Source organism: Rhizobium sp. TAL182, from assembly GCF_002117725.1.
Taxonomy (GTDB): domain Bacteria; phylum Pseudomonadota; class Alphaproteobacteria; order Rhizobiales; family Rhizobiaceae; genus Rhizobium; species Rhizobium esperanzae.
The window spans coordinates 659443-671590 of record NZ_CP021024.1 but is presented as its reverse complement, the minus strand read 5'-3'; the positions used below and the strand labels follow the sequence as shown (position 1 = coordinate 671590).

The window sequence follows — 12148 nt, the reverse complement described above, 5'->3', positions numbered from 1 at the left end:
CGTTTGGCGGAAGACTGCTGCATTCTCATCATCGACGACAACATCGACGACCGCGAGGTCTATCGCCGCATCCTGGGCCGCGTCTCCAGCACGGCCTATACCGTCCTCGAGGCCGAGACGGGTGAAGAGGGCCTTGCACTGAACAGCCGGAAACGGCCGAACTGCATCCTGCTCGACTATTCGCTGCCGGGGCGCGACGGGCTCGGCGTTCTTGCCGATATATTGGAGGACGATCCCGCCGCCAATGTCATCATGCTAACCGGCCAGGGCAGCGAAACCGTCGCCGTCGAGGTGATGAAGAGCGGCGCGCGCGACTATCTCACCAAGGATTCGCTTTCACCCGAAACGCTGCATCGCTGCATCCAGAACGCCATCATGCATGGCATGCTGGAAGGCCAGCTGGAGCAGAAGCGGCAATCGCTTGAGATCTTCACACGCGCCATGGCGCATGATCTGAAGGAGCCGCTGAGGACGATCAAGTCTTTCAGCCGTATCCTGCACGGCTCTGCAGTGCTTCCGGCCGAAGACCGCGAGCTGCTCGATTATGTCTTGAGCGCCGCCGACCATATGGAAGACCTGATCGTCAAGGTCTCGAACTTCACCAAGCTCGAAGCCTATGGCGGGCCGCAGCTGATGCCGGTCTCGCTGTCCGATGTGCTCAATCAGGTGGAGGACAATCTGCGCCAGCAGATGGAGAGCCGCGGGGCCGTCATCATCCGCGGGCCGCTGCCGGAGGTGATGGGCGATGCGACGTTGCTCGCCCAGCTTCTGCAGAACTTGGTGTCGAATGCCATCCGCTATTGCGATCAAAAAGCTCCGGAGGTCCAGATCTCGGGCGAAGCGCATGGGGATAGCTGCCGCCTGACGGTGCGTGACAACGGACCGGGCATCGACCCCCAGCACCGCGAGCTGATCTTCCAGCCGTTCAAACGGCTCGTCGGCCGCGGCATCGAGGGCACCGGGCTTGGCCTTGCGATATGCCGCCGCATCGCGCAGTTGCATGGCGGCTCGATCTGGTGCGAACCGGAGAAGGGGCCCGGCGCCACCTTCATCATCGAGATGCCGCTCGCCGAGGCACGGCCCGCGCCGCCCGCCGCATCAGCCGTTCCGCCCAGCCTGAAGCCGGCAGAGCAGCTAGCCGAAGGTTCCGGCAGGCTTGCCGAAGTGCTGCTGGTTGAAGACAGCCCCGCCGACATCCAGATTCTGAAGATCAAGCTGATGCGGCGGGAGAAGGTGACCTTCAACCTGCATGTCGCCACCAATGGGCGCGAGGCGATGCGGCTGCTCGAAGAGCGCGCCGGCATCGCCGGCGTGCCGCAGATCGACCTGATGCTGCTCGACATCAACATGCCGATCATGGACGGTTTCGAGGTGCTGAACGCGCTGTCGGCCGATGCCCGTCTGAAACGGATTCCCGTCTGCATTCTCAGCACCTCAAGCGATGAGACCGACATGCAGCGGGCCAGAAATCTCGGCGCGAGAGCCTATATGGTCAAGCCGCCGACCCTGCAGCAACTGGAAGAGGCGCTCGAAGATGTCGATCATTTGGAACTGCTGCAGCGCGGCGATTCGCTTGCGCTTTGTGCGGAACAAAACTAAGCGGTGGTCATTGGCAACGGTATGACTTTCGCAGCTCTCATACTCGCGCTCCTGACGACGCTTCAATCAGGACTGCTCTCGATGGTATCAGGCATACATCACGTTACGGCCATCACCCGAAAGGTGCAGGCGAACGTGGATTTTTACGCCGGCTTTCTCGGCATGCGCCTCGTCAAGCAGACGGCCGGCTACGAGGATGCGACCCAGCTCCATCTCTTCTACGGCGATTCGGCAGGCACGCCGGGTTCGCTCGTCAGCTTCCTCGTCTGGGAAGATGGCGCGTCCGGCCGGGCGGGCTACGGCCAGATCAGCGAAATTTCGCTGGCGATCGATCCGGCGAGCATCGGCTATTGGCTGACACGCGCCATGAGCTTCGGCCTGCGTTCGGAGGGACCCGCGGATGAATTCGGCGAGCCTGTCCTCAGGCTGAAAGACCCCGACAATATCATCCTCAAGCTCGCGGGCGCAAAGGACCTCACATCGCCCGCTGTCTGGGACGGCGCCTCGATCCCGGTCGAGCATGCCGTCCAGCGGGTGCGCGGCGCAACCATGCTGACGGAAAAGCCGGCCGAGAGCCGCAGCTTCCTCGAGCGCCATTTCGGCTACCGCTTCCAGGCCAACCGCGGCACGATCGACAGGCTGGTTTCGCAATCCGGCGATGTCATCGACGTGCGCGATGCGCGCGGCTTCTGGTCCGGTGCGCCGGGAACCGGCACCGTCGATCATGTCGCATTCCGGGCCACCGATGAGGAGGCGCTGCGTTCGGTTTCCGAGGCGCTGGAGAAGACCGATGCATCGCCGACAAACATGCACGACCGCAAGTATTTCCGCTCGCTCTATGCCCGCGAGCCCGGCGGAACGCTGGTGGAGCTTGCAACCGACAAGCCCGGCATGACTGTCGACGAAGAGCACGCGGCCCTTGGCACCAAGCTCTTCGCGCCGCCGGGAGCAATCACCAATCTCGACGACCTGAAGGTGGTCCTGCCGCAGTTTTCGATGCCCGGCCAGCCGCGCATCAATTACCGCGAACTGCCGTTCGTCCATCGCTTCTATACGCCGCCCAATCCCGACGGCAGTGTCTTCGTGCTGCTGCACGGCTCGGGCGGCAATGAGACGACGCTGATGCCGCTCCTCAACAAGGCGGCGCCGCGCGCGACCCTGCTCGGCGTCCGTGGCCGTGCGACGGAAGAGGGTTTTCCGCGCTGGTATAAGCGCATCACCCCCTTCTCCTTCGACCAGAACGACATCAAAACGGAGGCCGAAGCCTTTGCGGCCTTCATCGAAGGCGCCGTCAAATCCTACGGCCTCGATCCCAAGAAGATCGTCTATGTCGGCTATTCCAACGGCGCCAACCTGTTGAACTCGCTGCTCTACCTGCACCCGAACCTCGTTCACAAGGCGGTGCTGCTGCGCTCCATGCCTGTGCTCAGCGACTATCCGCATGCCGATCTGAAGGGCACGGATCTGCTGGTCATCAGCGGCAAGACCGATGCCTACGGCAAATATGCGAGCGAGCTGGAGGACAGGCTGAAGAGTTCGGGCGCCACCGTCGATTCCGACGTCATCCCCGGCGGCCACGATCTCGGCGACGCCGATGTGCCGATCATCCAGAAGTGGCTGCTCCAGAGAATGGGGGATGATCCACCGCCGCTGGAGCAGCAAGCGGTCAAGCCGACGAGCGAGCCGTTCGGGCAACCATGATGCCGGCGAGCACCACGCTGGCGCCCAGCGCCTGCATCGTCCCGATCGCCTCGTCCAGCAGCGCCCAGGCGAGGATTGCGGCGACGACCGGCTGCAACAGCAGCGTCAGCGATGAAAAGGCGGGCGGCAGATAGGCCAGCGCATAGGTGATCGCCACCTGCCCGCCGGCATGGCTGACAAAGGCGAGGCCGAAGAGGATCGACCAGCCATAGAGGGTCGCCGGCAGCATCTGCCCTTCGAAGAAGAAGGCGATCGGGAAGATGCAGACGGCAGCCGATGCCGTGCTCCACAGCATGATGCGGATCGTATCGAACCGGCTGCGCAACCTGCCGATCGCCAGGATATAGCAGGCATAGAAGAAAGCGGCGATCATCGCGGTGCCGTCGCCACTCAAATCGCCATTGCCGAGCCCTGCCGGTCCGCCTTTCAAGATAACGACACCGGCGAGCGCCAGGACCAGCCCCAGCAGGAAAACGCCGCTGGTTCTCGCCTTAAAAAACAGGACGGCGATCAGTGTGACGAAAACAGGCGCGAGGTTTGCAAGCAGCGTCGCGTTGGCGACCGATGTCATGGTAAGCGAAAGATGCCAGGCGGCGAGGTCGAGCGCCAGCATGAGGCCCGGAAGAACCAGCAGGCCATAATCGGAAAGGCTTTGCGGCTTCGGCCCCCGATCCTTCTTCATGAGCGAGACGATGAAGATCGGGATCAGCGCCAGCGCCACACGCCAGAAGGCAGTGGCCATCGGCCCGACTTCGGACAGGCGAACGAAGATCGGCGAACCGCCGATCGCCGCCCCGCCGAGGACGAGCGCCGCAAGGGCCAGACGATTGGAAGGCGAGGCTTCGGAGAGGGTGGAAGCGGTCTGCGACATGGTCTCGATATTTTTGATTGCCCGAACATTGGCGGCGGGCCGTTGATTGGCGCGTGCATAGCAGAAGTCGTCCGCCGGCGACAGTCGAAGAGCGACATCGGGACAAGAATTCAGACCGGATGCCTGCTCTCCATGATCAATCGCAGCTTTGCGGCGATTTCGCCTGCAACGAAGAAGGCATGCTCGGTCACCTGCGGCAACCCCATCAGTTCGCCGAAAGTGCCGCGCGCCAGCGGACCGGAAATCAACAGCGAAGGCTCCGCCTTTCCCGACGGGCCGATCGCCTCCGACTGCTCGGTGCAGGCAAGGCCGAGGCCTGTCGGATCAAGCGACAGGTGGCCGCTTGCAGCAAGCGCCGCGAGCCAGGGCTGAGTTTCGAGAATACCGCCATGCGCCGGCCCGGTGGTGACGACGACGGCGTCGTAGCGCCGCTCCAACGGCTGGCGCCGGTGGCGCGGCTGCAAGGTGCAAAGAATAAGATCGCCTTCGATGCGGACATCGGCGACCGAGCCGGCAAGGATTTCGAGACGGCCGGCGCCAATCGCCGCGTCGAGCACGGCTTCCACCTGCGGCGCGATGCGGAAACGATGCACATCCCAATAGGGACGCAGATGGCGGACGAGACGGCGCCGTTCGGCAACCGGCAGCGCCTGCCAGAGATCGCGTCCCTGCGCCCGCACCTGATCGATCACCCCATGCCAGCTTATGTCCTGCGCTTCCGCGACGCTGATGGCGGCGCGGATTGCTGCCAGCAGCGAAACGGCGGAATGGGCCGCATCGGCGAGGAAATCGCCGAACAGCGGCTGCGGCACCGGCGCATGCCCGCGCGAGCGCAGACCACGGCGCGAGATTGCCGTCACCGGACCGCGATGCCCGCGTTCAGCGAGCGAGGCAATGACATCGGCGGCGGTCAAGCCATTGCCTATGACGAGCACCCGGTCCTGGGGACGGATCACCTCAAGCGCAGCTGGTTTCGTGGTGTCCGCGACGAAACGGGGATGGGCGGCAAGCCGGGCCGCAAGCCGGCCGGGGGCCGCCGGCGGCGGATGGCTGGTGGCGATCGCAACGATATCGGCCAGCAACACGCCGCCTTTATCGTCGCGGATCGACCAGCGGCCGGCCCGGCGCTCGACATCGGTCACGGCGGCGCGGCAATGACGCACGCTGCCGTCTTCCAGCAGCGGCTTCAGAAGCGAGGCGACATAATCGCCGAACAGCCGGCGCCGGGGAAAGAGCAGCCCATCGGGCCGTCTTGCCTGCGGGTCGCAAGCGACGGCATCGCGGGCCTCGATCCAGGCCTGGAACTCGCCCTGGTCGTCGGGCTGCAGGCTCATCTTGGCGGCGGGAACATTGATGCGATGGGCCGGGTCGCCCGTGTCATAGGCAAGACCACGGCCGAGCTCCGCCCGCGGCTCGAAGACGACGATGACGGGACGCTCGCCACCGTCTGCGCGGGCGAGATGATAGGCGACGCCCGCGCCGGAGAGGCCACCGCCGATGATGGCGACGACGGGCTGGTCGGACATCGACAGAGACTTGGGCTGCATGATGGCCGATACCGTTGCTTCGATGCCCCGAGCATAGAAGCCGGACATGGCTCGCGCAATCCTCCGGCCATAATTGTCTATAATAGTTATGAAGATCAGTCTTGTTTCGATATTACGGTCGAGAATTCGGGAGTGCCGCGGATGGTGTTGCTGACCGTGCAGATCTCGTCTTCGGCGGCATCGACGATCTTGCGGCGGGTCTCTTCGTCGATATCGCCCTTGATCGAGAAGACGATGTTGAATTTCGCAACACGTGAGAGCCCTTCCGCCGCCTTCTCGCCGGTGACGTCGGCAGTGATCTCGCTGATCCGGTCGAGAACCCCCATCTGACTGGCTGCAATGCGGGCGCTGAGCACGAGACAGGCCGAGAGCGAGGCATAGAGCAGATCGAGCGGGCTGAAGCCCGGCTGCGACGGCGCAGTGACGATATCGATCTCACCCTTGGTCGTGGACGTGACATGCGGAAAGCCGGTGCGGCCGAGGGTGGCGGTAGCGCCTGTCGGACGGGGGCGTGCCTTAAGATCGGCCATGAAAAATCCTCTGACAATAGCCTGGCAGAGATAGCGAGTTGCGCCTCGGCCCGCAACGGCGGTGTAATGACTGGTAACGGAACCTTTCCATCCGTCATCAGTTGACTACACCTGAACGAAATCAGTGACAAAGGTGCAGAGCGATGCCGCATGTCCGCAGCATGGATCGTCGGGGCCGGCGGATGGACGCCCGCGACCGGCTGATCGTCGCGCTCTATGCACAGCTCAAGGCCGAGCGGGAAACGCGCGAGACGCTGGAATGGGCGATCCGCAACGGGGCCATCTCGCAGGAGGTGCTGGAGGCGATCGCGGCCGATCCGGTTCCCGTCGTGACCAGCGAGGATATCGCTTCGCTCGAGAAAATCATCGCGCTCGACGAAAGGCGCAAACCAAATCGGAACTAGGGCATGATGCTGAAAACTATGCGCAGTTTTCGGCCGACATCATACTCCCAGTCAAACTGAAAAGAGGAGATCCGAAATGGCCGATATCACCTATGAGGTCGTGCCGCACGACAATGGCTGGGCTTACAAGCTCGGCGATACGCTGTCGGAGACCTATGCGACGGCTGAGGAAGCGATTGTCCACGCCAAGGATGCTGCGTCACGTCAGAAAATCGGCGACGGCGACGCGTTGCTCGCCTATCCTGCACCCGACGGCGGCTGGGCGTTCCAGGAGCTCGAAACCGACAAGAGCAGCAGTCGGCTCTGATTTGCAACGGAGGATGGCATGGCCGCGCGGGCAAGCTGGAAAGGTCATCTGAAGGTAGGCGACCTTGCTTGCGCCGTCGGGCTCTATACCGCCATTTCCTCCTCCGACCGCGTTTCCTTCAACATCATCAACCGCAGGACCGGCCACCGGGTGGAACGGCAATTCGTCGACAGCGAGACCGGCAAGCCGGTGGGGCGGGACGATCAGGTGAAGGGCTACCGGATGGAGAATGGCGATTACATCGTCATCGAAGGCGACGAGATCGCCGAGATCATGCCGGAAAGCGACAAGGTGCTCAACGTCAAGGCTTTCATTGCCTATGACGATATCGACAAGCTCTATTTCGACCGGCCCTATTACCTCGCGCCCGTCGACGAACATGATGAAGAAGCGCTGTCGTTGATCGTCCGCGGCATGCGCGACAGCAAGGTCGCGGCGCTCGCCGAAGCCGTGCTTTTCCAGCGCAACCGAACGCTGCTGATCCGGCCTCATGACGGCCACATCGTCGCGACCATGCTGAATTTCGACTATGAGGTGCGCTCAGCCGAGGCGGTCTTCAGAGACATTCCCGACATCAAGTTCGACAAGGAGATGCTCGAGCTCGCCGGGCACATCATCGAGACCAAGCACGGGAGCTTCGATCCGAGCGCCTACGAGGACCGTTACGAAGCGGCCCTCGTCGAACTGGTGAAGGCAAAGATCGAGGGCCGGGCGCCGCCGAAGAAGAAACCGGCGCCCGAAAGCAAGGTCATCGACCTGATGGAGGCGCTGCGCCAGAGCGCCAAGATGAGCGGCAAGGCGGCGAAGAAGACGCCGGCGCGCAGCGACAGCCAAAGCAAAAAGGCAGGCTGAGATGACCCTCGAAACCTATCAGGCAAAGCGCGATTTCAAACTCGCTCCCAAATCGAAAGACGGCAAGGCGGTTTCCGCCAAAAGACCGGCGGCAAAGGCCAGATCCCCGGCACCACGAGAACGCGACTGGCCGAAGGGTGCGCGCAAGGGCGCAATGCCCGATTTTATCGAACCGGCGCTTGCCAAGCTGAAGCCGAAGCCGCCGGCTGGTGACCGCTGGATCCACGAAATCAAGTTCGACGGCTACCGGCTGCAGGTCAGGGTCGAGAACGGCAAGGTCCGTATGTTGACCCGCAGCGGTCTAGACTGGACGGAGAAATTCGGCAGCGAGGTGGTCGAGGCCTTTGCCGCCCTGCCGGTGCAAGCGGCGGTGATCGACGGCGAAATCGTCGTCGAGCGCGATACCGGCGCCTCGGATTTCTCAGCGCTCCAACGCGATCTGAGCGAGGGCCGCGACGATCGCTTCGTCTTCTATGCCTTCGATCTTCTCCACCTCGACGGCCACAGCCTGGTCAATGTGGCGCTGATCGATCGCAAGCAGCTGCTCGAAAGCCTGCTGCCCGACGATAACGACAAGCTGCGCTACAGCGCGCATTTCAACGAAAGCGGCAGCCTGGTGCTCGACCATGCCTGCCGGCTCAGCCTCGAAGGGGTGATTTCCAAACTGCGCGACAGCAAATACACGTCGGGACGCAAAGGCGATTGGATCAAATCGAAATGCTCGCACCGGCAGGAATTCGTCATCGGCGGCTACGTGCCGTCGACATCGATGAAGAATGCGATCGGCTCACTGGCGATGGGCTATTACCAAGGCGGCGAACTCAAGCATGTCGGGCGCGTCGGCACCGGATATACGGCAGCAACCGCTCAACTGCTTTACGAGAAATTGTCGCGTCTGACGCAGAACGAAAACTCGTTCGACGACAAGCTGACGTCAGAGGAGCGGCGCGGGCTGATCTATGTCAAGCCGCAGCTGGTCGGCGAAGTCGAGTTCCGCGCCTGGTCGGCTGACGCCAATCTGCGCCATGCGGCCTTCCGCGGCCTGCGAGAAGACAAGCCTGCGAAAGACGTGACGCGCGAGACGGAAAAGACCATGGCCCCTCCCCTGCCGAAATCAGCGGTGACGCTGACCCACCCGGACCGCATCTACTGGCCGGACGAGGGCGTCACCAAGGAGGGGCTGGCCAATTATTACGCCCAGGTCTGGCGCTTCATGGCGCCTTATGTCGTCAACCGGCCGCTGGCGCTCCTGCGCCTGCCGGACGGGATCAACGGCCGGCAGCGGTTTTTCCAGAAACATGCCTGGAAGGGCATGAATCCGCATATCGAGGAGATCACCGATCCCAAGGACAAGCAGGGGGAAAAGCTGCTCAGAATTACCGATTTCGACGGTATCGTGGCGCTGGTGCAATCGGCCGTGCTTGAAATCCATCCCTGGGGCGCAACGACCGACAATTGGGAAAAGCCCGATATGATCACCATGGACCTCGATCCCGGCGACGAGGTGGAGTGGGAGGATGTGATCGCCGCCGCTTACGAATTGAAGGAGCGGCTGGAGGCCGAAGGCCTCGCCGCCTTCGTCAAGACCTCAGGCGGCAAGGGGCTGCATGTGGTGACCCCGCTCACGCCGAAGGCCGGCTGGGTCGAGGTGAAGGGTTTCGCCAAATGGCTTGCCGACAGCATGTCCGCCGACGATCCCGACCGCTATCTGGCGACGGCGACGAAGGCCAAGCGCACGGGGAGGATCTTCATCGACTATCTCCGCAACGGCCGCGGCAATACGGCGGTCGCGCCCTATTCGGCACGGGCACGGCCAGGCGCCGCGGTCTCGATGCCGCTGGAATGGAGCGAGCTCACCGCCGACGTCGGACCGACCTATTTCACAGTGGACAATACGCCGACCCGGCTCGACGCGCTGCCGCGAGATCCCTGGGACGGATTTTTCGCTGCAGCGAAACCGTTGGAAAAGAAGAAGCGGTAGAGCGTAAAATCATCCCGCTCTGATCTTTTGGGTTTACGCAATTCCCGGCAAAGCGCTTCGCTTTGCCGGGAAAACCGCTTCGCACTTTTCCTGGAATTGCTCTAACGCGACTTCCGCCCGCTTTCCGAAGCCAGGCTCTTCTTCAGCGCATCCATGATGTTGATGACGTTGCCGGTCGATTTTACCGGTGCGGGTTTTTTGGCGGGCGCAGCCTTCTTCAGGCTCTTCTGTTTGCCGCGGATCATCGATTTCAGACGCTTCTGGATCGGATCCTGCACCATGGTCGGGCTCCAGTCCTTCGTCTCTTCCTTCACCAGCCGCTTCATCAGCGTCAGGAGCTTGCTGTCGATCTCCGCCTTGTCGTCGATTTCGGCCGAGGGTTCGCGCACCTCGTCGCCATAGCGCAGGGTCCAGAGCACGATGCCTTTGCCTTGCGGCTCCAGGAGCACGGCGCGCTCGCGGCGATAGAGAACCAGGCGGGCAATGCCGACGACGTCGTTTGCCTTCATCGCTTCGCGGATGACGCAGAAGGCTTCCACGCCGACCTTGTCCTCCGGCGCCAGGAAATGCGGCTTGTCGTACCAGATCCAATCGATCGAGCCGCGTGGGACGAAGCTGTCGATATCGATGGTGCGGGTGCTTTCGAGCCCGACTTCCTCGATCTCCTCGTCTTCGAGAAGAACATAATCGTCCTCGCCGCGCGGATAACCCTTCACCTGGTCCCGGTCAGCCACCGGTTTATGGGTAACGCTGTCGACATAGCGGCTTTCGACGCGGTTTTTCGTCTGGCGATTGAGGACGTGGAAACGCACCTTGTTGCTTTCGGTCGTCGCCGGCGTCAGCGAGACGGAGGCGGTGACGAGCGAGAGCTTGAGATAGCCTTTCCAGAATGTCTGGCGTGCCATGGCGGTCCTTCCCTCCCGGACACGGTGGGATATGGCAATCAACGGCAAAACCGGCCTCTGGTTCCGGGCCTGGCATACCGGCAGTACTTGGTTCAGATCGAGAGATACCGCTTCTGCCACGGCAGCATCTTTTCCTGCCATGCGCGCGGCGTGAACTCGTCATAAGCGGTCTCGGCGATCGCCAGCATCCAATTGCGGCCCTTGCGGGCCAACAGCACACAGGACAGTTCCATCCCGGGCTCGACGGCAATGGAAGGGCGGTTGGCGTCAGGAATATCCAATCCCTTGTCGCGCCACTGGATGACGATCTCATCGGGCTCGGATGTCCATTCACCCGAGGCGACGGAGGCCTTGCCGTCGGGATTGAAGCGGAGCGGCGGCGCCACAAGGTTCAAGAAGCTGCCGTCATTGTGGTAATTGCCGTCGATCTCGCCGGCGGTGGCCTTGCCCTTTCCCGACAGAACCATGTCCTGGCCGCATCGCATGAATATGTTGCGCCGGAAGCTCCCCGACCATGGCCGATTGGCGAAGAAGGCGATGTCGCATCCGTTGATGACGTTGTCGTGGATGTCGATATCTTTGCGAAAGGCCCGCTCCTGGTCGGAAAAGCCGCTCAGGCTGATGCCGCGATTGTTGTTCTCGATCCAATTGTCATAGACGTGATGGCCGGTACGGTCTGCCTTGTCGCCGATGCCGTAGCCGAAGGAATAGTCGTTCATCCTGCCGTCGCGCATGATGTTGCTGCGCACCACGGCATCGTCGCCGACCGATGAAAAGGAGAAATTCTTGCCGCCGATGAAATTGTACTCGACGAGATAGTTGCGGGTTTTATCGCAGACCAGGGCGCCTTTGTTCGAGGTGCTCGTCGGCGATTGCAGGAAGAGGTTGCCGCGGATCACGACGTCCGAACTGATATTGTCGTCGCTGTTCTGATAGGCGAACTGGCAGCAGTCCGCGCCCTCGCCGGGAGCCGCCCCCATACGGTTGTTTTCCAGAAGGACGTTCTTCGTTTTCGTTAGGTAGATGCCGTCGCCCTTGACATTCTCCGTTTCGCAGCGCCTGACGACGAGGTTGTTGCCGTTGTGAAACTTGAAGCCACGAGGCGAGTTCTTGACGATGACGTCTTCGACCACCGTATCGGAAAACACCTGATAGGCGACGCCGATATCCTCTGCCCCGTCGATGACCTCAGCCCGGGTGGACGCGCCGTGAACTTTTTTTCGCAGGATTGCGGGCATCGGATCTCCATCGACGCGGTACCGCAGCGCCGCGCATCTTCTCAGATGCGCCAAGGGTGCGGCTAGGCTTTGAGCTGCTGCAGCATTATCCTTAAATCAATTCCGATCATAAGACATATGCAGTCGCGTCGACTTAATGCAGGGCATGTGGCAGGAGTTTGACGGCCTGCCTCGACTTTGCACGCCGCCATGCGACCTCAGAGGCCCGCGCCT

The 12148-nt window shown here is 62.2% G+C and carries 11 protein-coding genes; 6 read left to right on the top strand and 5 right to left on the bottom strand.

Translation table 11 applies throughout. The features are described from left to right. The first annotated feature begins 3 nt into the window (after positions 1-3). A complete protein-coding gene (locus Tal182_RS03375) occupies positions 4-1599 on the top strand; it encodes a response regulator (protein WP_085858069.1) in 1596 nt (531 codons plus the stop codon). Between the two features lie 21 nt (positions 1600-1620). Beyond that, positions 1621-3300, top strand: a complete 1680-nt coding sequence (locus Tal182_RS03370; protein ID WP_245344804.1) for a VOC family protein — start codon at positions 1621-1623, stop codon at positions 3298-3300. Here the strand turns inward: Tal182_RS03370 and Tal182_RS03365 are convergent. The 3 genes from Tal182_RS03365 to Tal182_RS03355 all read right to left on the bottom strand — a co-directional run bounded on the left by Tal182_RS03365 (position 3266) and on the right by Tal182_RS03355 (position 6248). Next, complete coding sequence (locus Tal182_RS03365; protein WP_085858068.1) at positions 3266-4171, bottom strand: DMT family transporter; 906 nt, start codon at positions 4169-4171, stop codon at positions 3266-3268. The genes Tal182_RS03370 and Tal182_RS03365 overlap by 35 nt on opposite strands. A gap of 110 nt (positions 4172-4281) precedes the next feature. Beyond that, a complete protein-coding gene (locus Tal182_RS03360) occupies positions 4282-5766 on the bottom strand; it encodes an FAD/NAD(P)-binding protein (RefSeq protein ID WP_085858067.1) in 1485 nt (494 codons plus the stop codon). 47 nt (positions 5767-5813) lie between these two features. Then, entirely contained in the window at positions 5814-6248 is a 435-nt protein-coding gene (locus tag Tal182_RS03355) for an OsmC family protein (RefSeq protein WP_064800644.1), read from the bottom strand. 143 nt (positions 6249-6391) lie between these two features. On the opposite strand from Tal182_RS03355, the gene Tal182_RS03350 reads away from it, so the two are divergent. The 4 genes from Tal182_RS03350 to ligD all read left to right on the top strand — a co-directional run bounded on the left by Tal182_RS03350 (position 6392) and on the right by ligD (position 9792). Beyond that, positions 6392-6652, top strand: coding sequence for a hypothetical protein (locus tag Tal182_RS03350; protein WP_011423984.1), 261 nt, complete (start codon positions 6392-6394; stop codon positions 6650-6652). Between the two features lie 76 nt (positions 6653-6728). Continuing rightward, a complete protein-coding gene (locus tag Tal182_RS03345) occupies positions 6729-6959 on the top strand; it encodes a DUF2188 domain-containing protein (protein ID WP_020920363.1) in 231 nt (76 codons plus the stop codon). An 18-nt stretch (positions 6960-6977) separates the two neighbouring features. Next, positions 6978-7811 carry a Ku protein gene (locus Tal182_RS03340; protein WP_085858066.1) on the top strand — a complete coding sequence of 278 codons (834 nt, stop codon included), beginning with the start codon at positions 6978-6980 and terminating at the stop codon, positions 7809-7811. Position 7812: 1 nt separating this feature from the next. Then, positions 7813-9792, top strand: a complete 1980-nt coding sequence (gene ligD, locus Tal182_RS03335) for a DNA ligase D (protein WP_085858065.1) — start codon at positions 7813-7815, stop codon at positions 9790-9792. Positions 9793-9893: 101 nt separating this feature from the next. On the opposite strand, the gene Tal182_RS03330 is transcribed toward ligD, so the two are convergent. Further along, entirely contained in the window at positions 9894-10697 is an 804-nt protein-coding gene (locus Tal182_RS03330) for a Ku protein (RefSeq protein ID WP_085858064.1), read from the bottom strand. Between the two features lie 92 nt (positions 10698-10789). Beyond that, positions 10790-11935 carry a right-handed parallel beta-helix repeat-containing protein gene (locus Tal182_RS03325; RefSeq protein WP_064800639.1) on the bottom strand — a complete coding sequence of 382 codons (1146 nt, stop codon included), beginning with the start codon at positions 11933-11935 and terminating at the stop codon, positions 10790-10792. Between the last annotated feature and the right edge of the window lie 213 nt (positions 11936-12148).